Below are 26,822 nucleotides of genomic sequence, written 5' to 3'. Positions count from 1 at the left end.
GCCCTTGCGGGCCACGGCCACGACATCGTCGCGGTACTCCTTGGGATAGGGCTTTGCCACGGGGACATCCTTCCAGCGAGGACAGATCCTCACCGCTCAGGTGTCAACCAAACTCGGGGCAGACCCATCTTCCGCTTTGAGTACTTGTACGAAGCCGATTGGGTGCCACATTCCCACATCCAGGTCCACGCTGAACGCGGAGCGCTCTCGCATCTGTTGTCTCAGGCTGGCCACAGCAGGCCCCACAACATGTCAGCGCTTCACCTGCCTACGGGCGGATCGCGCTTTCGACCAAACCTCGAGGACGTGGTCCAGTTTCTTGTTGTCGATTGCGGATTTGATGCGCTCGACACGTGGCGGGAAGCGGTGGAACGTGAGCGGGCTGAATGGCGTCGTGTGCAGACCCGAACTGCATGCCGCGCGTTGCCTGAGGATGCAGCCAAGCAACTCGTCAGCATGGGCTACAAAGTGACGCCCCCCGAGGGTGGCCACCCGCCGCCTGGACGCAAGGCCCTCGGAGCTTGGTGAACTGGGACGCCCTCAACTGCGTTAGCTCCATCATCAATGAGAAAGCTCGAACCTCGTAGGTCCGCATTGGCCATGGACAACCTGCCTACGAGCGTCTTCAGCCGGGATCGTGCAATGGACCAGCTCCTGCGCGAGCCGTTAAAGTTAGCGAATGAGTACTACAAGAGCATCTATGCGGTAGTAGCGGTGCCGCACCTTCCACCGCACAGAGCTCTGAACAGACACCCGAGCGGCCGGAGATCACCACGACGGGCAGCCGCAGTCAACAGCGTTCACTTCCACGTCTCGAGTGCGTCGCCCACTACTGGTGCATTTTTCGCCAGCGTGGTTCGCCAATCCAGTCGGCGTTTGTGCTGCAGGTGGCCAATGACGACGATGCGGGCGACGCCGAGTTGGTCGGCGACATCGTCGACCCACGGTCCGCCGACCCTGGCTGGGACCTGCGGGAACGCGGACGGAAACAGCAGTTCGCCAGCTATGTCGTCAGCCTCGGACTCCTGACCGCCGTGCCCGACGTGCGGCTCGACGATCTCCTCGACGATGTAGTGCTGTTCGTCAACGTGCCCCTTCAGAATGTGACCGATCTCGTGCAGCAGTGTGAATAAGACCTTGTCCAGGCGCTTGCCTCGCCCAGAGAGCCCGATCACCGGAAAGCCGTCGACGTACATGGCCCCGCCGTCGATCTTCGCTGACGGGAAAGCGTCGACGAAGACCAGACGCACGCCGGCCTCGCGGAACCGATCCGGAAGTCCCTTGAAGTCCTCCGGTGTGTGCAGGGTCTGCGACAAACTCCGGGCCAAGTTCCTGAGCTTCTTGTCGTTGTAGGGCTTTGGCGGCGGTTGCCGTCGCGCCTGTCGGCGGACACAGGCGAACCAGGTGGTCTGCAGGACGCTCAGGTCTTCGTGCTTGTTCGCGCGGCGGGCGGCGACAAGGAACGCCGGTTCGTCTTCGAGGGAAGCGAGCTCATACAGCTCCATGACCTGCTTCGCGAGATCATCCAGGTTAGTGGCGGTGAGAATCCGACGCTTGCGGAGCAGTTCGACGGGGGCGTGCTTGCTGATTAAGGCTCGGATGCGGACCTCGCTAAGGCGGGTCTGCGTCCCTTCGTCTTTTGCCTGCTTTGCCAGCAGAAACTGGTCCTGCAGGTTGAGCCACAGTTCAGCGCTGGTGCCGAGCGCCGCCGCAATCTGGGCAGCGGATTCCCGCGTGATCTCCTTCTTGCCGTTGATGATCTCGGAGACGAACTGGGTTGGCCGTCCGAGGATCACCGCGAAGTCACCCTGCGACCAGTCACGGGCATCGAGCTCATCGGCGAGTAGCTTTCCGACCGGGTCTTGGTCGATCGGCAGCGGGTCATGCGGAGAGGTGGTTTTCACGGCGTGTCCCTCTCGGGAGGAAGGAGCTCGAAGACCACAGGGCCCTCGGCGCTCTTGCAGTTCAGTCCGATCATGCGGCCCGAGCTCAACGTGGCCCGCGCCTTCGCGGGGTCGTCGCTGTGCGGCTCGATCCGCAGCATGCGCAGGTTCCGAAGATCCGTGTGGGTCTTCGCGGCCCGTGCGCAGTAGCTGAGGCGGCGGTATTCCTTCGCCTCAATGTGGCTCCATCCGTCCGGACGAAATGCGGCGTCGTCAACGAGACGGCTCAAGTCCCCGTCCAGGTACTCCCGCTCCACGTTGTCCATTCTCCATCGCCCATGGGCTGATGACGTGTCTACGAGCAAGGACGCTAGCGGGCCGGCGGCCGATCCCTATCACCGACACGCGGTAATTTACTCGTACGCACGTTTACACCCCATGGGTGATGCACACCATGCTACTCTTAGAATCAAGTCCGGGCTCACCGGGTGGATATAGCGGTCAACCCACCTCGGGAGCCACCGAGCGAAGGAGCACCAGCGGCATGAACATGACCACGAACGGCAAGGCCGATGACAAGCCCGACCACGGCGGGGACGTCACGTTCACCATCCACGACGAGGACGACGGCGCGTCGGGCACCTTCACGGTCAAGCGCGGCTCCAGCCTCGCCGACGCCATCGCCGACGCGTACGCGGCTGTGAAGCGGACCCCCGCCGAGGGCGACCAGATCAAGGCCGACGGCACCGGCACGCTGATCACCGCCGGGGCGCACCACACCGTGGCGGCGTACCTCGCGCACGGCGGTGTCCTCGTCTGGCTGATCTCCGGCCCGACCGGCGGCGCCACCCTGTGACGGCGACGATGATCCCGACGCACGCGCTCGCCCGGGCAGCCGCGGAAGCGCACCTTCAGGTGCTGGCCCCGCGGCTGTCCGAGTGGGGGTGGAGCACCACGTGGGTCGACGACGTGCAGCTGCGCGTCGACGCACTCGGCGTCCGCGCCGACGGGCAGGCCGACCCCTACGTCGTCGACCTCGAGTTCGCCACCTACGACGTCGAGCCGCCACGCGTCCTGTTCGTCCTGCCTGACCCATACGGGCAGCAGCCGACCAGCATCAGTCGCTGGTGGCCACGGTTCGAGGGCACGCCACCGTTCGAGTTCGCGCTGCACCACTCCTACCCCTTTGAGAACGGAACCCGGCCCGGGCAGCTCGTGTGCTTCAGCCACAGCCGCGACTACTACTACAGCGGCCACAGCCCCGGGCCCGGCCAGCGCTGGCAGCAGGGCAAGCACACCGTCGCCGCGACCCTAACCCGGCTGCATCACGTGCTGACCGCGCCGTACTACCAGGGACCCTCCGGTGCTGACCCTCTCTGACGCGACCTGGAAGCAGATGCTGACGATGCTGGCCACGAGCCGGCCGGGCGTGGAGCGCGTCGCCTACCTCGACGGCCTCCGCACCGGCGACGGCACGAGCCTCGGCGTGGGGATCGTCACTACTGTCACCGTCCCGTACGCCGTGCAGAGCGCCGGGCACTTCACCGTCAGCGCCGAGGAGATGTCGCGCGCCGGCGCGCACCTGCGCCGCCACGGCCTGGTCCGCCTCGCCCAGGTCCACACCCACCCCGGGCACGACACGCACCACAGCCCCACCGATGACGAGAGCGCCTACAGCCGCAAGGCCGGCGCCGTCTCCATCGTCCTGCCCTGGCACGCCGCCGGTGACCCGTCCCCTACCGACGGCACCGTCCACGTCCACGACGGCCACGGGTGGCGTCAGCTCAGCCAGGCCGACGCCGAGGCGTTCATCCGGCTCATCCCCGCCACCGTCGACACCCGCCCGACTGGGGTCAATCGCCCCGCTGGGCAGCCCGATACGGGTTCTTCGCGAGGCCGGAGGAGGTGGGGACCGTGGGCGACGATCTGGGCGCACGTCACGCGTCGACGCTGAACGGGACGCTGCTCCCGCCCGGTAAGCAGCCCCCGGTCGCCGTCATCCTCGAGACGTCAGCCGCCGCCACGCCCGCATGGCAGGCGGCGACGTGGCTACTTTGCGAGCTCGTCGGCCGCGGGCTTGGGCACGCCTCGACGCTAGGGATCGTCACCGGCGACACGACCGCTGTCATCGCCCTGCCAGGCGTCGCAGTCGGCGAGGCTTTCGGGCCCGCCCTTGTCGCCCGCTCCGCCGCGATCTGCGGCGTCCCGGCCGTCCTCCTCGACACGGCACCCCTGGACGCCATCACGGTCCGGGTCGGGCCGGGCAGGTCCGCCGCAGAACTCGAGGTCATCGCAGACAACTGGGCCGGCGGCGTCCGCACCCCAGGCGAAGCCCCTCACCTGGGCCTCGACCAGCCGACCCTGCTCATCGGCTCGCTCATCGGCGCCTGCCACGCCGCGGCCGCCCTGTTCCGCCAGGTCCGACTTTCCGAGCCCGGTGACAGCAGCGTCTGGCACGACGCCTGGACCCTCCGGCTCAGCAACCTCACCGACGCCACGCCGACCCCCGGCCCCAGCCGCGCCGCCCTCCGCCTCGACGACCTGGTCCTCGCTGGCATGGGCGCCGTCGGCAACGCCTTCGCCCTCACCGCCCTCACCCATCCCGGCGCCACGGGAATCCTCCGCGCCGCCGACTACGACCACGTCGACCTCACCAACCTCAACCGCTGCCTGCTATTCGTCCGTGACCACCTCGGCCACCTCAAGGCCGACATCGCCAACGCCGTCACCCGCGACGTCGGTCAGCCCCACGCAGCCCTGCTGGTCACGGCCGAGCGGGCCGAGCGGGCCTTCTGCAGCGCCCCTGTCCGCACCCTCGTCAGCGCGGTGGACACCAACCGCGCCCGCGAAGCGATCAACCAGCTCGTGCCGCGAACCGTGCTCGCCGGCAGCACCTTCAACCTGCGAGTCCAGACCAACACATTCGGCCGACCCGGTCCTTGCCTGCGCTGCGGCAACCCGCCTGAACCGGTGGAGCCGGACCGGGACGTCAAGGCCAGGGTGCTCGCCGCCACGGCGGAGGAACTCGAAGACCTGGCCGTCCAAGCCGGCCGAACCGCCGGGGAGCTTCTCACTTGGGCATCCGCTCCCGGCTGCGGCGAGCTCGACGCCACCGTCCTACCCGCCCTCCGGCAGGACGGGCCCGCCACCTTTTCGGTCGGGTTCGTCTCCGCCCTCTCCGGCGTCCTGCTCGCCGGGACTGCGATCCGGGCCCAGCACCCCCCTCTTGGCGCTCCGATAGTCGCGAAGGCGCAGCTCCTCCGGCCGGGCGGACGCCTTCAGGGGCCGCAACCATCAGCCGCAGATCCTGGGTGCCCTGCCTGCGGGTCGCGAGGCGTACTGCCGGGGATGTGGAGACGGATCTGGGAGTGAAAGCAGGGCACGAAGGTCCCGCTATGCGGGCACGACAGCCGACCGCCGGGACTGAAGGGAGGGTTGGTGATGTCGTCGAGCCCAGGCAAGCAACAGATAGGCGTCCTCTCCTACGCAGCCGCCGTCCGCACATGACGCGATGTGCGCGGGCACGACATGCGTCACTTCCCCGCCTGTCGGCGTGGTCCGATGCACCCGCGCGTGACGCGGACCGAGCGACAGGCCCGGCCACAACTGGTGCTTGCTCAAGCCAGTTCATCGCGGCCAGGTCGGACTCCAAGCCGTCCAGGAATCGGCCATGGCAAATCGTGAATCGTGACGCCGCTGTCCGCCGCATCTGCCGCACCCGACCGTCCCGGAAGGTTCGGCCAAGCCAGTTCATCAGTCAGCGGACGCACATCCGTCGGCTCATACGGCCCGTAGAGACCTTCTTCCGAGATGAGCCGTTCGGCACCTTTGTCGCTCCAGCCGTGGGCCTGCGCTCGCGGCAACACGACGGGTGCGTCGAAGGGCCGGTCGTCTGGGTGAAAAAAGAGGTAGCGGCGGGCGGATCGAGCGGCTTCCTGATTCAAACTCTGGGCGCTCTTCGTCGTACCTGGGTGAACAAAGTCCGGAATAGGCTCCTTCGTGGCCGGAAACCGATCACGAGGCTGGATCGTGACTCCCAGCCGGCGGGTCAGCGGCATGTAGAACATGCCGGCAGTTGCTATACCGACCCCGCTCCATGGGGGATGGTCCTCGGCCGCGACCAGACATACCGGATGGTCACTCGTCCCAAGCGATCGTCGTTCAAATCTGAGCAAGCTCCAATGCCAATCACTCAGGTGTGCCGTCAGCCCCGGAAGCAGGTCGACCAGCAACCTCATGTGCTCGGCCATGTCCGGCTCCAGGTCGGGGCCACCCTCCTGGGTTAGATCCCGCCATTCCCAGTCCAGAGCCTCGTCGCTGATCGGCGCGCCCGCGCGCGATTCGATGAGGCTCCGCAGGGCCGCTTTGCCAGAGGCGCCCACAACCAGGCGGATGTGGAACGCCGTCAGGGCGCCCTGCCCACTCCGCACCTCCTGCGCGCGCAGGTACTGCAGTGCGATCCACGCGGCCAACTCGCGGCGCGGCTCCGGGGGCAGCGGCCAAGTCCCGGCTGTTACGGCGCGCAACGCCTCAGCAGCGGCTCCCTCGAACTGGCCGAAGAATCGCTCGAACATGTCTGATTGGGTCCCGTCAGGCAGCTCAAGTGTGTAGAAGTCTTTGATGACCGACGCATCAGCGGTCGACATAGTTACCAGCGGCCCGTCATCCAGCTCCTGTCGCGAGAGCCTGCCGCCGTCATTAGCAAAGCCCTTCAGATAGAACTGCGACACCGTGTGTTGGCGCCGGATCCGACGCGTCACGATAAGCGCGTTCTGAGCAGCAGCTCAGGCGTCACCGAAGGAGATCTCCAGCTCGTCGCCATAGCCGGTGACCTTAAAGCCTTCCCCGTCGTAGGCGCGCAGGAAGTCGCGCACCCCCTGCAGCGTGAGGCCATCGTCCTGCTCTGCGATCAGGATGTCCGGCACCTTCGCAGTTACGTGCTTGAAGTCTTTGGAACGTGGAATCGCCGCTTCACGGCGGGCAACCGCCTCGCGCGCCCGTCCGATCGCATCGCGGTAGCGCCGCTCGGCTGCCTCCTCGTAAGTCATGGCCACGACGCTAGGCCATCCAACCACCACGACTTGCAAACGGCCCGCGATGACCGACGTGGGTCATTCCACCGCGAGCTACGTACATCCCGTCTCGGGCGGGTCGACCCTAACCGGCTCATCTATCGGTCGAGCTCACCACGACGAATGTCGGCTGATCGACGGCAGGACCATTAGAAGACCTCATCTGGGCAGGGGCTGTACGGACGTTGGGGCCGGCCATCACAAAGGCGATCCTTGATCCTCGGCGATGACAAGCTCCGGCAGGGCGTCGACGATCCGCATGGTCTCCACGCTGACGGTCACAACGCGGGCGAGCAGGTCCAGGATGTACCGCGGGTCGCCGACCTCCCTGCTCCAGTCGTTGGGGTCGTTGACGATGCCCGAAGCCTTTTCGGTCTTCACGTAGTAACGGTCGATGATCCACTCGATGGCAGACCGTGACCCGAGCATGTAGCGGTACGCATCTTCGGGGATGCCGCTGAGGGTGATCCGGTCGTTGTAGTGGATCACCGAGCGGTCGACTCGCTGGCCACCTGCCTTCTGCTCCGCCGCCGGCTTACCGAAGCTCATCTTCTTCGCCGACACGGCGAAAAAGTCGTAGGGGTCCCCGGTGGCCTTCGGGTCGAGGCCTTCTATCGGGTACGCCGTTACGGACTCGTAGGCGATGTGCAGGTCACTCAGCGCCCTCCCAGCGCTGGCGAACATACGCGCGTCCGTGGCCGCATTGACCAAGGGGATGCGCGGCAGCATCTTCCTCAGGTCGGCCGCGTAGCGCTCGCGGTAGTCGGAGGAGTGCAAAATCCCGTAGGCGTAGAAGAACACGTCGTCCTTGGTCCACGTGGGTCCGTAGGCCGCCTGCCAGCGCTGGAGGGCGTCGTCCGTGACGTTGTCAACTCGGCGGTACCCGTCGACCACCTCAGCGTGGATGCCTTGGTCCAGGTCAAGGGTGCCTTCCTGAGCCACAGGTTCCCACGTCCAGCGAGGAAACATGTTGGCACCGCTCGAGCCAGTCGCTCCGTTGTCGATCACTTCGGTCACCATTAGGGTCATGAACGGCGGAGCCATGGATCCCGGGTTGCATACGTAGAAGCCGACGTTCGAGTGCTTCGGAGACGGGAACAAAGCCGGCAGTCGATACACCATGTCGTTGAGGGCGCGGTCGAAGTAGGCAACCTGCTTGGTGAACGGTCGGTAGACGGAGACGCGTTGGGCGTCCGGTCGGAACGCGTGCACACGTCCCCGGTCGTGGTCAGCGATGAGGCTTCGATTCCAGCTGATGCGGGTCTCATCGCCGACACGGCGACCGAAGGTGACCCCCTCGTTGTAGGCCACAATCAGAGTCCGCATGTTGGTGGACAGGGCCTCACGGCTCGCGTTGTAGCACCACGCGTCTCGGTTGGTCTTGAGGCCACCAGAGTAGAGCGCGAAGACTCCCGGCTGGCTCTTGTCGCCTACAGGCATGAACGCCTCGAAGTCCTCCGCCCGCTGGTTGAGCCAGTCCCCTTGGGCGTTCGGGGTCAGCACCACGGACTCGAGGCCACCCATCGCCCCGGCGTCCGCGACCTTGGCAAGCTTCTCCGCGCGGGTGAGGAAGTCCCCGATGTCGGTGTAGAGGACCGTGGTCGGTCCGGTGGCTGCAGGGTTCTTGACCATTAGGGTGACTGCGACCGTGGCGCGTGAACCTCCGCCGAAAACTTTGCCGCCCTCTCTACGGCTCTGTTCGCCTGCGGTGCGCTGGTTCCCTCGCAGGTTGAGCACGTGGATGGCCGTGAACTCCTCGGCGAGGATGAGCCGCATGCCGTCTGCGGTGTTGCCGTCCAGCCACCCGCCGTTGGTGACGAAGGCGATGAGGCCGCGGTCCTGGATCCGCAGGGAGGCCCACTTGATGGCGCGGATGTAGGAGTCGTAGAGCGAGTTCTTGTTCGTCGCGGTCGAGCGGGCGGCGTATGTCTCTCGGATGGCCGCGTCGATGGTCGGGTACGCCTGGTTGGCGTTGTCGTCGTTGGCTGAGTCCTGGCCGACTGAGTAGGGCGGATTTCCGACGATGACCGTAATGGGTAGGGCTCGCTGGCGGGCGATGCGCTCGTTGTTCTCGGGGAAGATGTCGAGGTCGTCGCGGTCGCCGTCCTCGTAGGACTGGAACGTGTCGGTCAGCACGAGACCGGGGAAGGGGTCATAGGTCGGGAGGACCTCGCCGTTGTCGTCGTGTTCTTCGCCAAGCACAGGGGCGAGTTCGCGGCGCACATCGGCATAGAGGGTTTCGATGTTGATCGCGGCGATGTAGTAGGCCAACAGCACCATCTCGTTGGCGTGGAGCTCGTACGCGTACTTCCTCGCCAGGTCGTGTGGCTCGATCAGGTCAGACATCAAGAGGCGGGTCAAGAAGGTCCCGGTGCCCGCAAACCCGTCAAGAACGTGGACTCCACGGTCGGTGAGTCCCTGGCCGAACTCGGCGCGGAGCACCTCGTCAGCTGAGTTGAGGATGAAGTCGACGATCTCGATGGGCGTGTAGACGATTCCGAGCCGCTCGACGGTGCGTGAGAAGGCGGTGGCGAAGAACCTGTCGTAGAGCTCGACGATGACGCGCTGCTTGGCGTGGGCGTTGTCGAGGCCGTCCGCACGGCGTCGTACTGAGGCGTAGAAGCGGTCGAGCTTGGACTGCTCAGCAGCGAGGTTGTGCTTGTCCAACAAGACGAGCATCAGCTCCATGGTCCGCGCCACGGGGTTGTGTGCGGTGAAGTCGAAGTCGTCGAACAGCACGTCGAAGATCGGACGGGTGATGAGGTGCTGGGCCAGCATCTCGATTGCCTGGTCGCGGGTGATGCCCTCGTTGAGGTTGCCGCGGAGGCCCGCGAGGAACGCCTCGAACTCCTGCGCTGGCGCGGACCCAGGGTCCATGAGGAGGCCGTTGATACGGATGATGTGCGCTTGGGCGATCTCGGCGACGTCCTTCGCCCAGGTCTCCCAGTACTTCCGCTCGCCTACCTTCTGGACGATGCGCGCGTACATGGCGTCGCGGAAGCCATCGAAGCCGTAGTCGAGGGCGGGCTGCGCGCTGTCCGGGTCGGCCGGCTCCTCGAGCCGGTCCGGTCGCGGGGTGACGTCGATAATCCGCAGGCGGTCGGGCTTGCGATTGTTGAGCTCGATCTGGTTAATCATGGCGTGGAAGCGCTCATCGTGGGAGCGCAGCGCCTGTAGGACCTGCCATACGACCTTGTAGCGCTCGTTGTCGCGCAGCGCGTCCTCCGGAGCGACGCCAGAGGGCACAACGATGGGAAGCACGATGTAGCCCAGCTGCTTGCCAGGGGCCTTGCGCATCACGCGCCCGACGGACTGGACCACGTCTACCTGAGACCCGCGGGGCGTGAGGAAGAGGACGGCGTCCAGTGCGGGCACATCAACGCCCTCTGAGAGGCAGCGCGCGTTGGTGAGGATCCGGCAGGTGTCAGCCGGCGGCTCGTCCTTGAGCCAGGCGAGGTGGGTGTTGCGCTCGTGGATGCCCATGGTGCCGTCAACGTGTGCAGCTTCGACGCGCAGGTCGTCGTGTGCGTCGGTCTCGTCCTGGCGGGCCCGGTCCACCATCACCGGGAACGACCCGGCGGCCAACTGCGACGCCTTGATGTCCTTCGCGAACGCCACTGCCCGGCGCATCGGGGCGATGTCGTCACCGGCGGCGTCGCCCGGTCCGAAGTGCTTGCGTAGCCCGTTCCAGCAGCCAATGATCTTGGCGGCGTCACCGAGCGCGATCTCCCCCGACTGGGCCATAGCCGTCTGGAAGTGCTCGGCGACGTAGGACTCATCCACGGAGAGGACCAGGACCTTGTAGTCCGTGAGCAGGTCGGCGTCGACGGCGTCGCCGAACCCGAGGCGGTGTAGCTCGGGACCGAAGATCGTCTCGTCGCCCATGTCGGCGAGCACCGCTTCGGCGTCGGTCGCCTTCTTGCGGACAGCGTCGCCGAAGACCCGGGGTGTCGCGGTCATGTACAGCCGCTGGGCGGCCTTGAGATAGTCCCCGTCGTGCACCCTCACGAAGTGCGACTCGTCCTGTCCGGCCAGCGTCACCCCGGTGGTTCGGTGCGCCTCGTCACAGATCACCAGGTCGAAGGCGCCGACCCCGAGCCGCTGGGCCTCAGCGACGACGCCGATGGACTGGTAGGTCGCAAAGACGACGTTCATGCGTGGCGCGGAGTGCCTGCCCGGCGTCATCCGAGAGGCCAGCGTCGCGGCGTCGGTGGTGGCGGGCTCGGTCAGGTCGACGGATGAGAGGTCGGCGTCGTCGGAGGACTGACGCCCGACCCGCACGTCGGAACACACCGCGAACGGGCGGATGTCGACCTCCCGGTTGACCATCCACTCGCGCAGGCTCTGGCTCATCAACTGGATGCTCGGCACCAGGAACAGGACGGAGCCACCTTCGCCGACCAGGTCCTCCGCGATGCGGAGTGAGGTGAAGGTCTTGCCGGTGCCGCAGGCCATGACGAGCCGACCGCGGTCGGTCGTGGCCAGGCCGCGGCGTACGTCGTTCAACGCCCTCGACTGGTGTGGCCGCAGCGTCTTGGGACCGATGGTGGGAAGAACCTCGGGGGTTGACCACGAGTACCCCGACCAGTCGATCCGCGCGTCCTCGAGATAGCCGATGTCAACCCGTTGAACCGGAACCAGCTGGCCCTCCAGCGTCTCGTCAGCATTCTTCGACCAGCCCTTGGCGGTGTCGAAGATGTAGCGGGCACTGAACTGGGCCTTGGACGAGGCGGAGAGGAAGGAGTCGATGTCCCCCTTGGCTACGGAGCGGTGCTCGTCGTAGAACTTGCACTGGATGGCCGCAAACGTGTCGGTGTCGCGCACCTTGGCGACGAGGTCGATGCCGGTGTCGGTGCGAGTGCCACGCTCGGGCCACTCGGTCCAGGTCCAGACGCCGTCGAACTTCGCGGTCCACTCCGGGTCTGTACGCAGGAACGACTGCACCAGCCGCTCGAACTTGTCCCCCTTGTCGCGCTCATGGAGAGCCGAGGCCCGAAGCTCTCCGAGAACTTCGTGGATCGTCACCGACATGACCGCGATTGTGCCTTACGTCTCCAGAGGCTGTGACGGAAGCGCGTGAAGCATTTCCTGGGCCACCAGAGGTGCAACAACCACGGCACCGGGTTCTAGTTGCATGCCCTCAAGTTTGCGCGGGACCGCCTGCTGGGATCGTCCAGATCGGTGTTTCGTGCGCGGCTGATCGAGACCGGCCCGCACCTCCGCGCTGGCCTCCCAAACCTGACGAGGTGCGGAGGCCCTTTGGCGCCAGCCGGGTGATTCGACGCCGCCCCGGTGAACGGGCGGCGGTACCCACGCTCGGGACTACTGGGGCCGGACCCAGCCTGGCAAGTCCTCGAGAGGTTCCCGATGCCCCTACACCCCTCGAGCGAGCACTCGCAGCTCCGTGCGACTTGGCCGCCGTGGTCGGCTTGGCCGTTGCCAGGGCTCCGCATACCCGGGACGCGGAAGTCGACCGAACGGGACACGCCATACCACCGCGAGTCGGCACCACGAAGACGTTCGCTGGTCGCATATGAGCGGACCCACTGCGGCCTGCCTTGCTCTCCTCGGGGCTGGCCCCGCCATGAGCTGCCTCACCAGATGCTGGAAGGCGCTCTGGCAGCAGGCGACCGACCCCGTCCGCAAGGCCTGACCGGGCGGCACGACCCGCTGGCCAGTGGCAAACTCGGCCGCGTGCCCGGGATGGGTTGCGCACCTCGACCGCAACGTCCGAGAAGGAGTGACATGGCCAAGAAGCACTGGCAGGACCTCAGCCCTCGAATGCGGCGGATCGTAACCGGCAGTGCCGTCGAAGGAGTCCTCAAGGTCGCAGCGCTGATCGATCTGAAACGGCGGCCTGCGGAGCAGGTCCGCGGGTCCAAGATCACCTGGGCGGTCGCGATCATCTTGAACAACTCCGCCGGCGCCGTGCCGGCCGCGAGTTGGGGTACGGCAGTCGTACTGCCCCTGTGAACTGCGGAGACGCACAATATCTCCTTCGGAAGATAGGGCGTACCGCCCCCACATATTAAGGGTGGTACGCCCGTACTGCGGTACGGCTCCGCGGCACTTTCGGCTCGTGCTTAGGCACGGGACGAGAGGAGAACCGCGATGTGGACCGTGGCAGCCCAGCTGGGGCTAGAAGAGGACGGCGAGCTGCTTCAGCAGGCACACCGGCGCTGGCCGGAGTGGGCAGCGGTCGAGCCCCGCCTGGGCGTGGTGGAGAAGTTCGACGACCTCCGCGGCTGGCTGGACTCGGCGTCACATGAGGAGGCCGACCGGGTGCTTTTAGCGCTAGCGATGCTTGCCGCACCCGACGGGGGCGACGACCTGACGGCCGCCGCTGCGCTGGCCAAGTGTCTGCTGCCTGGTGCCGCTCGACTTGCAGGGCGGATCAGCGGGTGGCTGGTCGACACCCCCGCGAGACGTGTCATGCGGGACTTGCAGCCGGTCGACTCGGTGTCCCCGAGCGAGTTGTTCAACCAGGTCGTGGCGGCGGAGTTGTGGATCCAGGTGCGCAGTTTCCCGTGGCGCCGGCTAACGAAGGTTGCGGGCAACATCGTCACAGAGACAAGGATCGGGACTCTCCGAGAGCTCGGTCAGGTGGCCGACCGCAATGACCGCACCTGGGCGCTGACACACCCAGCCGAGGGGCTTGCCTGCGGTGACTATGGCGGTGTCGGACGGGCGTTCACTCCCGACCACCAGAGCGTCATTGCAGCGTCATTCGGGTGCAAGAACCCAGCCCTGCTCATCTCCGAGCCGGACCAGGAGCAGTCGGCCGACGTCGAACTACTGGAGGTGTTGGAGTGGGCGCTGGTGCGCGAGGTGATTAGCGCCGCGGACCGGCACCTTCTGTTGTGCCTGGTCGAGGAGGCCGAGCAGATCAGCGACCAGCTGATCGACCGCGGCGAGTTCGGCGGGTTGCTGGCGACGCGACTCTCGCAGCGGGTGGGCGGTCGGGTCGGCCGGGGTGAGGCCACCGTGCGTCGCCACGCCGCTCGTTGCGTGCGAGCGCTGGCTGCCGCAGTAGCGGCCGATCCGGAGGTGGTCGGCGATGAGTCGTAATCGCGTGCAAGGTGTCCACCGGCCTCGTCGTCCGCATGTGGTGGGACCTATGACTCGGGACGACGAGAGCCGCGGGATTGGTGCGGGCGAGCGGGGGGCGATCACGAAGCTCTCTGGGTGCGTGGTGGATCTGAGCGGGGCCGCACCGGCAAAATTCGAGCTCGCCACCCTGAGTGCGTTCGAAGGCGGTGGGGCGCTCGCTCGGCGCCCGGACCGCCTGCGGGGCTCCCGGTGAGCGCCCCAGCGATCACCGCGCCCGGGACCCACCATCTGGCCGCACCAGTGGATGTCGAGGAACTCAAGCGCGCTTGGCATGCGGTGCGGGCCGGTGACTTCCGCGGCCCGAGTTGCCGAGCCCACGACGACCGCCGCGACGACACCCGGGGGGCAGACACGTGGGTACCGGAACCGCAGGAAGAGCTCCTGGTAGTGCTCGGCTGTGCCGGTTCGAGCGGCGCAACCACGGTCGCGCTGGCCATGGCGCTCTCGGCTGTGGCCCCGGTACGGGTCGTCGAGTGCGGCTCGGTGACCGCCTCCGGTCTGGTCGCGGCGAGCACCGCCGAACTCGGCCTGCACCCGGGCGGAGGCTGGGTGCAGGGGCGCCGCGGACACGTTCAGCTCGAACGCACCAGCGAGCTGCTTGCCGGCCCGCATGTCGTCCCTCACCCGGTCCCGTTCGTACAGCTGCCCACTTCGCGGCACGCTGAAGCGGATCGGGACGAAGCGATGACTTCCTGCTTGACGATCCTGGACGCCGGCTGGGAGGCGGGACAACTGCTGATCACCGACTCCTGGATCGCTGGAACGGTGCGAACCACCGACCATTTGGTGCTGACCACCCGGGCCACCGCACCGGGTGTACGCCGGCTCGAGGGAGTCCTGGACCTGCTCTCCGGCAGGCGCGACCTGAAGCAGATCAAAGTCGCCGTCATCGGGCCGCGACGCAAGAAGTGGCACCGCAGTGTCGAGCACGCCGGCGGCCCCGGCGTACGGCGAATCCTGGATACCGGCAACTACGTCGAGATACCCGAGCTCCCGGACCTGGCCGCCTTCGGCTTGGACTCCCGACCACTCCCTGCCCGAGTTGTCGACGCCGCCTGCCGACTGTTGCCCACGCCCCAGTACCGCAGCGACCGCGCACCGACCGATAACGAAGGAACAGAACCGTGATGGACGCCATGACCACAACCACCGGACACACCTTCGTGTGGGCCGCGAAGGTATGTCCCAAGGCACCCCCGGGCGCAGTGGGACCCACCAACGAGATCACCAGCTACGTCTTATGGGGTGTGATCCTCCTGTTCGGGCTCGCACTGATCATCGGGATCGGCGCGATCATCGCCGGCCGGATCTTCTCTCTCCCGCACGCCTCCAAGGTCGGTGTCATCTCGCTGGTCGTCGTGTTCTCATGCGCCGTCGCCTACCTGGTCCTGCCGGGAATGCTCGGCAGCATCCTCGGCAACGGCTGCATCTGAGCCCGTGATGGGTACACCAGCGCCGCAATCCCGGAGCGGTCAGTCACCGGGCACCGCAAAGGCAGCCGACGTGCACGAGTGGAGCCGGAGCCGCCTGCTCGGTGTGCTGAGCGGAGCGGCAGTGACCGCCCTGGTGCTGACTATCAGCTTCGGCTACGCGATCTACTTGGGGATGGCCCGGGTGGGCGCAGACGACGCCAGCCCCCACGACGCCCCCCGTGCAGTCACCACCAGCGGCGCCACCCGAACCAGTCCCGCCCACGGCACCGCACGTCGCGACGAGATTGCGGCCCGACCGATGCTCTCAGTACCCGACTCCGCGGCCCAGCCCACCGACGCCTCCTCTACGAAGGGCGACGCCATCGAGGTTCCTGCCGGCACTGGGATGACCGGTCCCGCGCTGGTTGCCACTGGGTTCCCGCACACCCCCGAGGGTGCGATCGGGCAGCTGGCCCAGATCGACATCGCCGTCTTGTCCTCGATGAGCTCGCAGACCGCACGCGAGGTCTACTCCGCCTGGGCACTGCCTGGGGGAGTAGCCGCTAGGGACTGGTGGACGGCCACCACGGTGAACAGTTTCTTGACCAGCAGCGGCCTGGGCAATGCTGTTGGGCTTGACGTTGTGGTCACCGTGGAACCGGCCGCTTCGCTGGCCAAGGGCACCGACGGGCCCGACTGGGCAGTCGTCTGCGTGCTGATGAAGGTCAGCGCCACCTACCGCTCCGAGGCCCAAGCCGGCTGGGGAGACTGCGAACGGATGCAGTGGGTCGGCGGCCGCTGGATGGTCGCTCCCGGCAGACCACCGGCCGCGGCCCCGGCCACCTGGCCCGGCTCTCGGCTCGCGGTCAAGGCCGGCTGGAAGACCTGGCAGACCGACACCTCCACCAACACCTCCACCAGCACGGGGGGAGCGCCCTGACATGGACCCCTCCTCCCAGCCGCTGCGGTCCCGCACCGCCATCGTGATAACACTGGCCCTGGTTGCCGCTGCAGCCGTGTGGATGCTCGCTCGACTCGGCAACCCTTCGGGCGATCCCTCTGCGGGCTCACGTCACAAGACCCTGGCCAGCGCCGCCGTGTCCAGTCGTCGGTCGGCGGGCAAGCAGGAGTCGCCGCGGACCGCACCCAAGGGCGGCGTGCTGCTACCGGAGGGCGCCGAGCAGATCAACGACCTGGCTACCGGATTCCCCGACACCGACCTGGGCGCGGTCGCGACCCAGGTCGCTGTCTCGCGCGCCCAGGTCGGGTTCGACTACGACACCGCGATCACGGCGGTGAGAACCTACGCCGCCGCCGGGGAGGCCGCAGTCTTCGAGCAGCGGGCTCGCCTCGCTGTGGCCGAACGGCGCCGGGCCGCCGGAGTCCTAGCCGACGGCGGCCCCCCGGCGCCCGCGTCCTATGCCGTCACCCCGGTGGCCTACCACCTGCAACAGCTCGACACCGAGTACTACGCGGTCACGCTGCTGTCCTACATCTCCCTGACGACCACGGACGGGAGGTCCAAGGACGGCTTCTTTGCCGGCACCCAGTTGGTGAAGTGGCTCCAGACCAAATCGGGGGGCGACTGGAGAATCACCGAGGGCACGAGCGCCGAGGTCCGCAAGGTCCTCGATACCGACCGCCCCAGGCCCGCGGCACCGGGCACCGACCAGTTCGAGTCCGAGGGCTGGATCCAGCTCAACCCGGAGCAGCCGTGACCAGGCCCGCCCGTCCCAGCACCCGTCTCGTTCTTGCCGCGGTCATCCTCGCCGTGCTGCTCGGCGCCGCAGTAGCGCTCCTGCCCGCCGCCTCGGCCAACGCCGCAGCCCACACCGGGTCTGCTTCGGCGAGCATGCAGCCCCGTCCGGCTTCGCGCCTGGCCGACGACTGCCTAGGGCCAGATCTTGCCTGCCGCGCGGGCGGCGCGATCCTCGACCGCGGTGGCGATATACTCAATAGCGGCGCAGACGTCCTCGGCGGCCTCCCCGGTCTGCCCGGATCAGCGGCTCGCGGACTGCCGGGCGTCCCGGGAGCGGCCGACCACGCCAAGCTGTTCAGTGCAGGCATCCCGGGCTTGGGCGGGATCTCCAACCCCCTCGACGGGCTGGGGGAGGCGGTCGCCAAGGCCGCAGCCGACGCATGGACCGCCGCGATGGTGGCGATCTGGAACTCGGGGCTGTTCATCCTGCGGATCGTGCTGACCTTCTCGGAGATGTTCCTGATCCCGGACCTGCGCGCCGACGGTCCTGGCAAGGACGTCTACGGCTTCACTCTGTGGCTCGCCGGGGCATTGGTGTTGATCCTGACGTTGGTGCAGCTCGGCGCCGCGGCCGTCAAGCGCGAGAGCAAGGGCCTGGCCCGAGCCCTCATCGGCGCCGGCCAGTTCGTCGTAGTGTGCGCTTGCTGGTTCGGATACTGCACCCTCATCGTGGCGGCCTGCGGCGCACTGACCCGGGCGCTGATGAAAGCGCTGCTCGGCGTCAGCACCTGGCCCGACTGGGCCCCGTTGGGCGGTATGGGAACCGAAGACATCACCGACGGCACGGTCGCCACCGTGCTCGCCTTCCTGGGCCTGTTCCTGTGGATCGCCGCAATCGGCCACATCCTGGTCTACCTGGCCCGTGCCGCGTCGCTGCTGGTGCTGACCGCCACCGGGCCCCTGGCGGCCTCAGGGCTCGTCGCGGAGGCCACCCGCTCCTGGTTTTGGAAGAGCCTGCGGTGGTTCCACGCCGCCGCGTTCACCCCGGTGCTGATGGTCATCGTGCTCGGCATCGGCGTGCAGATGGTCGACGGGGTCGCCGCGCGCCTGGCTGACGGCGCCCAGAAGAGCATCGGCACCGCGCTGCCGGCGGTGATGCTGATCCTGGTCAGCGTCGTCGCGCCTCTGGCGCTGTTCAAACTGCTTGCGTTCGTCGACCCCGGAACTCCCTCGGGCAGCTCGTTTAGACAAGGCATCGACGCCGCCGGCGGCCTCCAAGGGCTGCTCACCGGTAGCGGCAGCGCAGCATCCGGCTCGAATGCCGCCTCGACGAGCGACGGCGACGGCCGCTCCGCCGGGGAGTCCAACGCCGAATCTTCAACCGGAGACCGATTCACCCGCTCCACCCAGGGCTTGCTCGGCGCACGGGGATCAGCCGGTGCCGGGATGGGGATGGTCACCTCGATGGGCGCCAGGGCAGCCGGGTTGCTCACCGACCAGACCAACCAGGCCGGAGTGGGGCACAGCACCTACGGACCGGACTTCTCCGCCATGCGCAACCAAAGCGACCAGACCAGCCAGGGTCCGGGCCGCCACCCGGACGAGACCCACGACAGCGACAACGCCGAGGCGAGTGACACCAGCGGTGGCCGCGGTGGTGGCAGGGGTCGTGGCGGTGATCCGACTGCGCCGTCGCCACCCGCCCTCGCCACGTTTACCGCTGAACCGCACGGCGCGGCAGCAGCCGCACGGTCCGGCCAAGGCGGCTTCGCCCCCGGAGAAGCAGCCAGCGGAGGTGCCGGTGGCGCGGGCGCTGTTGGCGGTGGTGCTGGCGGTGGTGCTGGTGGCGGTGCGGCCGTGCCGCCTGTCGCCTGACCACAACATCCTCAGTTCAGCGAACCCAGAGCAACCAAGACCCGCAGCCCGATGGAGAAAGGGACCACATCATGACCACCTACGCGGACTACCAGAAGGATCGGATCGGCTGGTTCTTCGGACTATCTGGTCCGCAGCTGGCACTGGTGGCGTTGGCCACCCTCCCGGCGATGTGGGCGATCAGCAAACAGGCGTGGCTCGCGGCACTGCTGTTCGCCGGCCTCTGGGTTCTAGTGTTCGTGGTCGCCGTTGTCCCGGTCCGCGGCCGCTCGGCCACCGGGTGGATGTTCGCCACGACGGGTTACGCCGTCGGTGGGCTGGCCAGGTGGACTTCGTTTCGCGCCAAGGCCTCCCGCGGTCAGTTGGCCGATGAGACGGAGTTGGAGGACCCGGACCTGCCCGGTGCACTGCAGGGCATTCAGATCCACGACGGACCACCGCACGGTTCCCCGCTGCGCAGGGTCGCGGTGATCCAACACCACGCCACCAAGACGTGGGCGGTGACCGCCTCGGTGGTGCACCCGGGCATCGGCATGGACGACGGCGCCTCCCGTGACCGGTACGGCGAGGCCCTGGCCGGGCTGCTCGACGTCGCCGGGCGCACCGAGAAGATCGACGAGATCTTGATCATGGTCCGTACCGTGCCCGAGGACGGCGCGGAACGTGATCTGTGGGTGCAGCGACATCGCCGACACGATGCCCCGTTACTGGCCGACCAGATCAACACCGACCTCGCCCTCGGGCTCACCAGAGCCTCGGTGCGCACCGAACAGTTCGTCACCATGGTGATCCCCGAGACAAGGATCGCGAAGTCAGCCAAGGAGTCCGGCGGCGGGTTCGAGGGCCGCTGCCGCGAGCTGTACTTGCTGATGGGCGAGATCGAGGCCCAGCTGCGCGGGCCGCTGGGCATGACCTCGGTGCGCTGGCTCTCCAGCCCCGAACTCGCGCTGGCCTGCCGCACCGGCTTCGCCCCAGGGGATCGAGCCGGGATCGTCGAGGCACTCGCCCTGGCCGAGAAGGACCCGGGGTTGAACCCCGACATCCCGTGGGCGATGGCCGGCCCTTCAGGCGCGGACACCGCCGTGCGGCACTACAGCCACGACGCCTGGAACTCGATCTCGGCCACGATCAAGCTTCCCAACCGAGGAGCGGTGATGGGTGCCCTAGCACCGATCCTCACCCCGACCGAGCCAGGGGAGCGGCGCTCCTTCGTCGTCGCGTTCCCGATCGTGTCCCAGACGAAAGCCGACCGGCACTCCGGCAACGCCGAATGGGCAGCCGACCTCTCGGAGGGGATGAACGAGAAGCTCCAGCGCAAGACCCGCGCCCGCCAGCGCGAGAACGCGCAGAAGGCACGCGCACTGGACGCCAAGCTCGCCCGAGGCAACGCCCTGACCCGCGCCTATGCGGTGTGCACGGTCACGGTGCCCAAGACCATGCGCACCACCGAGTTCGGCCGCCGCCTCGACGCATCGGTCCGCCGTGCTGGATTCTCACCGCTGCGACTCGACCTCTCCCAGGACACAGCGTTCGCGGCCTCCACCGTCCCGCTCGGCATCAGCCTCACCCGGACAGGAGACGCCTGATGAGCGGCACCCAGTCCCGACAGCGTCCTGGCCGCGGGGCTGGCCGCCGGCTTGGCCATTGGTCTGGTCGCAGTCAGAACGGGCGCGACATGGCGCGGCTGCTCTCGGACTTCGGCCACGACCTGCCCACCACCCCACGCCCGGTCCCAGCGATAGCGGAGCCACGGATGTGGCGGCACGCGCCGCGCCGCGGCGCGACCCGTGCGGGGAGCGGCTGGGTGCCGGCCCAGGCTCCGGTGATGGCGTGGCGCATGACCAGCGATCAGGCGCCGGTGTTCTGGCCGTTCATCTCCGCACCCGCACTGCCGCCCACCGGGGCCCAGATGGGGATCGACCAGCTCTCGGGCGGGTCGTTTTACCTCGACCCGTTCGGCTGGGTGCTCGACGATCAGGTGCCGGTCACCAACCCGAACATCTTCCAGTTCGCCAAACCCGGCCTGGGCAAGAGTGGAACAACCAAGGCGTTCTGCACCCGGATGATGCCGTTCGGCTACCGCACCCTGGTGCTGGGCGACCCCAAGGACGAGTACGAAGCTTCGTGTCGTGCCCACGGCGTCGAGCCGTTCGTCATCGGTCCCGGCATGTCGACCCGGATCAACCCGCTGGCCAAGGGGCCGCTGGGGCACGGTTGGTCTCGGCTGGGGGCGCAGGAGGCGCAGCGGCGTGCCTCGATCATCTTCGGCCGCTGGCTCACCTTGGTTCGCGGCCTGGTGGGCAGCATGAAGATCGGCCACGAGCACGTGCCGTTCGGACCGAACGAGGCCGACGTGGTCCGCAACGCCTTGGCGATCCTCACTGGCTACGACGCCGCGAGCAGCGACCTCACCGAGACCACCATCCCGCAGCTGTGGCACCTGCTGCACCACCCCACCATCGACCTGATCAAGGCCTGCCAATACAAGTCGGGCCGCCACTTCCTCGACGAGACCAGGCTGCTGCGCAACGCACTCGGTCAGCTCGTCACCGGCACCCTGGCCGGGCTGTTCGATGCCCATACGAACATCGAGATCGACTGGCGGGCCTCGATCCAGTCGCTGAGCCTGTCGCGCCTGGAGCCGCTGGGGGATGAGGCGATCGGGATCGCGCTGTTGTGCCTGAACTCCTGGGGCCGCGGACTGCGGGAGATCGCCGAACCAGGCGACCTGCGGATCGTGGTCCGGGACGAGGTCTGGAAGCAGATGCGCCTGGGTGTCTCGGCCGTGATGAGCTTCGACGCCGACCTGCGGCTTTCACGTGGCATGGCCCGAGGGGGCGGCGACATCCAGTTCGCCAACCTGCACAAGCCCTCGGACCTGCTCTCGGTCGGCGACGCCGGCTCCCAGGCCGCGATGATCGCCAAGGACCTCCTCGAGCTCGCCGACATCAAGATCCTCGGCGGACAGAAACCAGGGGTGGCCCGCGAGCTCGACTCCATGCTCGGACTGGGCCCGATCGCACAGAACCTGGTCACCGGGTGGGCGATGCAGGATAAGGGCCGGGCCGTGTGGGCGGTAGGTGATGCCACCTACAAAGTCCAAACCGTGCTGCACCCCCTTGAGAGGCGCATGTACTACACCAACGAGGCCCTTGAGGCCGCAGGCTGAGGAACACCCGGTGAAGAAAGGGCTTCTGCTTCTCGCCCCGCTGCTGACGATCCTGTTGACAGTGCCACTGATCGCCGCCCTCGTCGTGACGATGAGCACCGACGCCGCCGCCTGCAACACCACCACGCCAGCATCAACCGACACGGTCTCAATCCCGGCCTCAATGACTCGGGTCTCCGACACCCCGCCCAGTGACGCATCCGGAGACGCCTCCCAGGACGTGGTCGGTCGGTTGATGCGAGTCCGGTTCGCCGAGGGCTACCCGACCCTGACCGTTGTGCAGGCCCGCAACGCCACCACCATTGCCCAGGTCGCTCGCGACCTCGGCGTGCCCCGCCGCGGCCTGCAGATCGCGATCGCAACCTCCATCCAGGAGTCCAAGCTGACCAACCACGCCGGCGGTGACGCCGACTCCGGAGGCTTGTTCCAACAGCGGCCCTCGACCGGGTGGGGGACCCGCGCCCAGGTCACCACCCCGGTGCTCGCCGCGCGGGCGTTCTTCGGCCGCGCCCAGCACACCTCCAACCTGGGCCTGCTGGACATCCCCGGCTGGGAGAACATGCCGTTGACCGAAGCCGCCGCCAACGTCCAGCGACCCCGCGCGGACCTGCGCGGGGCGTACGCCAAATGGGAAGCGGTCGCCGGGGAGATCGCCGACATCCTCGGCGGGGACCTTCCCGCCGCCACGTCGACTAGCAACGCCAGCGACACGATGCAGTGCCAGACCGGGGACGTCGCGGCCATCACGATCGGCACTCTGAACCTGCTCGGCGCCAGCCACACCTCAGGGCCCAACCGCCGACGAGGATTCGCAGGTTGGGCGAACCGGCTCCCGCGGGTGATGAGCACCTTGGCGAACGCTGGCGTCAGCATCGCAGCCCTCCAAGAGGTCCACCCACTTCAGGGGCGTGCGCTCGCGACCCGCTACTCCCAGCAATGGGGGATGTACCCGGCCGACAGCAGCACCCAGAACGTCGTGATCTGGGACCGCAGCACTTGGAGGGCCAGCAACCAGCGGATGGTCAAGATCCCGTACTTCGGTGGTCGTGAGACGCCGATGCCGATGGTGCAGCTCACCTCCACGACTACCGGCCAGTCGATCTGGGTGTGGAGCATCCACAACCCCGCCGACGTCTACGGGCATGCACTCGGGTACCGGAAGGTGGCGCTGCACCGGGAGATGGCCGTCATGCGCCGGGTCATCTCGACCGGCTCGCCGACGGTGCTGATGGGGGACTTCAACGACGGCGATGATGGCCGCGCCGCCGCTCAGTGTGTGCTTGCACCCGTCTTGGCCAATGCTTTCGGCGCGTCGCCCGCACAGTGCCGGAGACCCAAGGGGGATGCGCCAATTGACCACATCTACGGCGGAAACCTCACTTGGGCCAGCGCCCGGGTTGAGCGCAGCACCCAAGGCACGAGGGTCAGCGACCACCCACTGGTGATCGCCACTACCGCTGCCAGCAGCGCCGGCTGCGCGGCTCAGCCAAGCCATGACACGGGCAACTATCACCTGGGGCCGGTCAAGCCCGAGCTCGCCAAGCTCGTCGACGTCGTGGCCCCGATGTTCGACATCAAGACCGTCGTTGGGTACCGGGCGTCCGCCCGTGACCCCGGTGGCCATCCCTCGGGGTTTGCCGCCGACTTCATGGTCGGGCTCAGTGCAGCCGGTAGACGCCAAGGCGACGCGCTGGCCACCTATGCCCGTGCCCATGCCGGTGCGCTCGGCATCGACTACATCATCTGGCAGCAACGGATCGGGTCGACCCGCCGCTCGGCGGAGGGGTGGCGGCCCATGGCGGACCGGGGGAGCGCGACGGAGAACTACCGCGACCACGTCCACATCAACGTCAGACCCGGGGCCAGCGTCCGATCCGTCACCGCCATCAATGGTGGCTGCGACGAGATCGCCGCACCACTGCCGGCCAAGCTGTTGGGCACGGATGAACACAACTGGCATCACGCTGGTTCGCACTGGGGTTCCTGGCACACCGGCACCGACTTTGCGGTGCCGTGCGGCACCCCCGTCTACGCCGTCAACACGGGAATCGTGGAGGTCGACACCACCCAGGCGTGGGCCGGCCGCTGGTTGGTGAAGATCCACACCGGCCCAGGTGCGCTGACCACTTGGTACGCCCACATGCGCAAAGTCGCCATCTCCCGCGGCGCGAAAGTGCGAGCGGGACAGCAGATCGGCGAGGTCGGCGCCGAGGGCAACGCGACCGGATGCCACCTGCACTTCGAGGTGCACGAGAAGGGCGGCCCGATCCACGGCCCCGACAACGTCAACCCCTCGATCTGGCTGCGCCAACACCTCACCACGCGCGCCGGATTGAAGGCGTCGACGTGATCGCAGCGGCCGCCCGCAACGACCTTGGTAAACGAGAGGGATGGGAGGCGCATACGGATGCAGCGTGAGCGACGACGTGACCCCTACCCCTGGACCTGGGAGATCCCGCTGGGCATCGGGATCGGGGTGCTCCTGCTCATCACGGCCGGTGCCCAGTTGGGCCGGTCGTTGGCGAACTTGGTCGCTGGCGCCGGCTGGACCTGGCCCGCCATCGACACACACAGCACCACCGGTCCGTTTCCCTCACCCGTGGGCAGCGCGTTTTGGAGCAGCCTGCCCGGTGTGTTCGCCGGGCACGCCGGCGCGGGCCTGTCTCCGTCCCTACCCGCGAGCGATCTCGCTGCACCGCCGATGCTGTGGGGCTGCCTGCTCCTGACCGAGCTGCTGCTCCTGGCTTGGTGCGGCTGGGTCAGTGCCTGGGGATACCAGCGGTGGGGACCTGGCCGGATGAAGGGCATGGCCACCGCCGCCGAGGCCGAGACCCTGCTCGGCATCACCCGGCTGCGCAAAGTAACCGCACACGTCCGCCCCGATCTGCACGGCCGCACCACCGCAATGTCCTCCAGGCGAGTGGCTCGCACCGCCGCCGCCGGCCACGACACTCATGCCGACGGCGCTGTTGGTCACGGCAGGAGTCCCTGGTCGCTGCCCGGTCGTCGCTCTTCGAGCAGGAGGATCCGGGAATGAGAGCGGCCATGAAGCACAGGTGGGATCCGTGGGATGTGGGCTGGCGCATCGGGGATGCCCACGAGCCACGCGGCGGACAGCTGTGGGTGCCCTGGGATCGCACCGCCGGTGTCATCGGCCCCCAGGGCACCGGCAAGACACTCGACCTGCTCACGCCCGCGCTGCTCGGTGCGCCCGGTCCCGCGTTGGTAACGCTGACCAAGGTCGAGGACCTCCTACTCAGCCTCACCGAACGCTCCACCGACGATAGGCCCTGTGTGGTCCTCGACCCGTTCGGCCTGGCCGAAGGCATCACAGCAGAGTTGATCTGGGACCCGATCGCCGGATGTGTGGACCCCCAGACCGCCGAGCGACGCGCCAAGGCGTTCACCGCCGGGACCGTCAAGGGGGCGATCAACGGAGGAACCGGTGACGACGCCGCCCGGTTCTACGCCGCCGAGTCCGCCAAAGTGCTCCAGGGCTACTTCCACGCCGCCGCCCTGACCGGCAAGACCCTCGACGACGTGCTTCGCTGGGTGGCCAACCCCACCGTGGCGACCGAGCCAGTCGAGATCCTGCGCCGCCACCCGCACGCCGAGCCCTTCTGGTACGGCCTCCTGCACGGGGCTCTGCATGGAGACAACCGCACCGCCGGCAACACCATCACCACCGTCCAGCAAGCCGTGAGCCTGTTCTTTCAAGGCGACGTACGCCGCCGCTGCATCCCTCCACCCGGCCACTCCGGCACCAACCTGGCCGACATCATCCGCCGCCGCGGCACCATCTACCTGCTGGGCCGCGAAGACCCCTACGCCTCCGCCTCCCCGCTGATGACCGCCGTCGCCGAGCACGTCCTGGACACGGGCTTGATCCTTGCCAACGCCTCGCCCTGGGATGGGCGGCTGTGCCCACCACTGGTCTCCGTGCTCGACGAACTGCCCTCTACCGCGCCGCTGCCAACGCTGCGAACCCGAATGGCCAACGAGCGAGCACTTGGGCTCTCGTTCATCTGGGCCGCGCAGACCCGCCCCCAGCTCACGTCGATCTTCGGGGAACACGAGGCACGGGCACTGCTCGGACTGACCAACGCATTGGTGATGTTCGGCGGCTCCAAGGACGTCGCCTTTAACCAGGAGATCAGTGACCTCCTGGGGACCGTCCGGGTGGAGCGGGTCACCCACAACACCGGCGGGAGCCATGGTGGCGGGCGGTCCTACTCGGGTGACGACATTCCGATCATGCGCCCCGAGGAGGTCCGTCAGCTACCCGAACACCAGGCGCTGGTGATCGCCGAGAACGGTAGACCGATCATCGCCAAGCTGCACCGCTGCGTCAAGGGCAAAGACGGTGCCCGCCTGCTCGGCGAGCAACAGGTACTGCGGACGCGCCTGACCGACCAGCGGCGGATGGTCATCACCCCCGAGGCCCGTGCCGCAGCGGCGCACGCCGAAGCCCGACGTGTTGCGTGCCGGGTCCGATGGAGGCTCTCATTCCACGGAAGGATGAGAGTCATGGCAGCACCGAGGAAGTACCCCGACGAGCTCCGTGAGCGAGCGATCCGGATGGCGGTCGATCTGCGACGTGAC

21 protein-coding genes are annotated in these 26,822 nt (G+C 67.6%); 16 read left to right on the top strand and 5 right to left on the bottom strand.

Annotation, left to right across the window (positions count from 1 at the left end; genetic code table 11):
* Positions 1 to 800 precede the first annotated feature (800 nt).
* The gene (locus ACYVDA_RS20100) at positions 801 to 1,904 is read right to left on the bottom strand and encodes a helix-turn-helix domain-containing protein (RefSeq protein WP_460820311.1); all 1,104 of its coding nucleotides are present in this window, start codon (positions 1,902 to 1,904) and stop codon (positions 801 to 803) included.
* Positions 1,901 to 2,200: a hypothetical protein gene (locus ACYVDA_RS20095; protein ID WP_460820310.1), complete on the bottom strand. Its 300-nt coding sequence runs from the start codon at positions 2,198 to 2,200 to the stop codon at positions 1,901 to 1,903. Before ACYVDA_RS20095 ends, ACYVDA_RS20100 begins: the two co-directional genes overlap by 4 nt.
* 227 nt (positions 2,201 to 2,427) lie before the next feature.
* On the opposite strand from ACYVDA_RS20095, the gene ACYVDA_RS20090 reads away from it, so the two are divergent.
* The 4 genes from ACYVDA_RS20090 to ACYVDA_RS20075 are packed head-to-tail and all read left to right on the top strand — an operon-like array spanning position 2,428 to position 5,255.
* Entirely contained in the window at positions 2,428 to 2,739 is a 312-nt protein-coding gene (locus ACYVDA_RS20090) for a hypothetical protein (protein ID WP_460820309.1), read from the top strand.
* An 8-nt stretch (positions 2,740 to 2,747) separates the two neighbouring features.
* Positions 2,748 to 3,263, top strand: coding sequence for a hypothetical protein (locus ACYVDA_RS20085; RefSeq protein WP_460820307.1), 516 nt, complete (start codon positions 2,748 to 2,750; stop codon positions 3,261 to 3,263).
* Entirely contained in the window at positions 3,247 to 3,837 is a 591-nt protein-coding gene (locus ACYVDA_RS20080) for a hypothetical protein (protein WP_460820306.1), read from the top strand. Before ACYVDA_RS20085 ends, ACYVDA_RS20080 begins: the two co-directional genes overlap by 17 nt.
* Entirely contained in the window at positions 3,798 to 5,255 is a 1,458-nt protein-coding gene (locus tag ACYVDA_RS20075; RefSeq protein WP_460820305.1) for a ThiF family adenylyltransferase, read from the top strand. The genes ACYVDA_RS20080 and ACYVDA_RS20075 overlap by 40 nt, the downstream gene beginning before the upstream one ends.
* A 245-nt stretch (positions 5,256 to 5,500) precedes the next feature.
* Here the strand turns inward: ACYVDA_RS20075 and ACYVDA_RS20070 are convergent, their stop codons facing one another.
* The 3 genes from ACYVDA_RS20070 to ACYVDA_RS20060 all read right to left on the bottom strand — a co-directional run bounded on the left by ACYVDA_RS20070 (position 5,501) and on the right by ACYVDA_RS20060 (position 11,986).
* On the bottom strand, positions 5,501 to 6,643 hold the full coding sequence (locus ACYVDA_RS20070) for a DUF4238 domain-containing protein (RefSeq protein WP_460820304.1): 1,143 nt from the start codon (positions 6,641 to 6,643) through the stop codon (positions 5,501 to 5,503).
* A 24-nt stretch (positions 6,644 to 6,667) separates the two neighbouring features.
* The gene (locus tag ACYVDA_RS20065; RefSeq protein WP_460820303.1) at positions 6,668 to 6,931 is read right to left on the bottom strand and encodes a hypothetical protein; all 264 of its coding nucleotides are present in this window, start codon (positions 6,929 to 6,931) and stop codon (positions 6,668 to 6,670) included.
* Positions 6,932 to 7,153: 222 nt separating this feature from the next.
* On the bottom strand, positions 7,154 to 11,986 hold the full coding sequence (locus tag ACYVDA_RS20060) for a DEAD/DEAH box helicase (protein ID WP_460820301.1): 4,833 nt from the start codon (positions 11,984 to 11,986) through the stop codon (positions 7,154 to 7,156).
* 714 nt (positions 11,987 to 12,700) lie between these two features.
* Between ACYVDA_RS20060 and ACYVDA_RS20055 the strand changes: the two genes are divergently transcribed.
* From ACYVDA_RS20055 to ACYVDA_RS20000, 12 genes are all read left to right on the top strand, one after another.
* Complete coding sequence (locus tag ACYVDA_RS20055; RefSeq protein ID WP_460820300.1) at positions 12,701 to 12,928, top strand: hypothetical protein; 228 nt, start codon at positions 12,701 to 12,703, stop codon at positions 12,926 to 12,928.
* A 138-nt stretch (positions 12,929 to 13,066) separates the two neighbouring features.
* The gene (locus tag ACYVDA_RS20050; RefSeq protein ID WP_460820299.1) at positions 13,067 to 14,023 is read left to right on the top strand and encodes a hypothetical protein; all 957 of its coding nucleotides are present in this window, start codon (positions 13,067 to 13,069) and stop codon (positions 14,021 to 14,023) included.
* A gap of 231 nt (positions 14,024 to 14,254) precedes the next feature.
* A complete protein-coding gene (locus tag ACYVDA_RS20045) occupies positions 14,255 to 15,193 on the top strand; it encodes a hypothetical protein (protein ID WP_460820297.1) in 939 nt (312 codons plus the stop codon).
* 8 nt (positions 15,194 to 15,201) lie between these two features.
* Entirely contained in the window at positions 15,202 to 15,498 is a 297-nt protein-coding gene (locus ACYVDA_RS20040) for a hypothetical protein (protein WP_460820295.1), read from the top strand.
* Positions 15,499 to 15,568: 70 nt separating this feature from the next.
* Positions 15,569 to 16,417: a hypothetical protein gene (locus tag ACYVDA_RS20035; protein WP_460820294.1), complete on the top strand. Its 849-nt coding sequence runs from the start codon at positions 15,569 to 15,571 to the stop codon at positions 16,415 to 16,417.
* Position 16,418: 1 nt separating this feature from the next.
* On the top strand, positions 16,419 to 17,195 hold the full coding sequence (locus ACYVDA_RS20030; protein ID WP_460820293.1) for a hypothetical protein: 777 nt from the start codon (positions 16,419 to 16,421) through the stop codon (positions 17,193 to 17,195).
* Positions 17,192 to 19,051 (top strand): type IV secretion system protein, encoded by a 1,860-nt coding sequence (locus ACYVDA_RS20025; protein ID WP_460820292.1) that lies wholly within the window; start codon positions 17,192 to 17,194, stop codon positions 19,049 to 19,051. The genes ACYVDA_RS20030 and ACYVDA_RS20025 overlap by 4 nt, the downstream gene beginning before the upstream one ends.
* 71 nt (positions 19,052 to 19,122) lie before the next feature.
* The gene (locus tag ACYVDA_RS20020) at positions 19,123 to 20,637 is read left to right on the top strand and encodes an SCO6880 family protein (protein ID WP_460820290.1); all 1,515 of its coding nucleotides are present in this window, start codon (positions 19,123 to 19,125) and stop codon (positions 20,635 to 20,637) included.
* On the top strand, positions 20,637 to 22,220 hold the full coding sequence (locus tag ACYVDA_RS20015; protein ID WP_460820288.1) for an ATP-binding protein: 1,584 nt from the start codon (positions 20,637 to 20,639) through the stop codon (positions 22,218 to 22,220). Before ACYVDA_RS20020 ends, ACYVDA_RS20015 begins: the two co-directional genes overlap by 1 nt.
* 10 nt (positions 22,221 to 22,230) lie before the next feature.
* Complete coding sequence (locus ACYVDA_RS20010) at positions 22,231 to 24,570, top strand: peptidoglycan DD-metalloendopeptidase family protein (RefSeq protein ID WP_460820287.1); 2,340 nt, start codon at positions 22,231 to 22,233, stop codon at positions 24,568 to 24,570.
* 57 nt (positions 24,571 to 24,627) lie between these two features.
* On the top strand, positions 24,628 to 25,257 hold the full coding sequence (locus ACYVDA_RS20005; protein WP_460820286.1) for a hypothetical protein: 630 nt from the start codon (positions 24,628 to 24,630) through the stop codon (positions 25,255 to 25,257).
* A partial coding sequence (locus ACYVDA_RS20000; protein ID WP_460820285.1) for a type IV secretory system conjugative DNA transfer family protein occupies positions 25,254 to 26,822 on the top strand: 1,569 nt, incomplete at its 3' end. The genes ACYVDA_RS20005 and ACYVDA_RS20000, both read left to right, overlap by 4 nt.

It is taken from the genome of Nocardioides korecus (genome assembly GCF_054778395.1).
The sequence above is the reverse complement of the archived record's forward strand: the minus strand, read 5'-3'. Positions and strand labels throughout refer to the sequence as shown.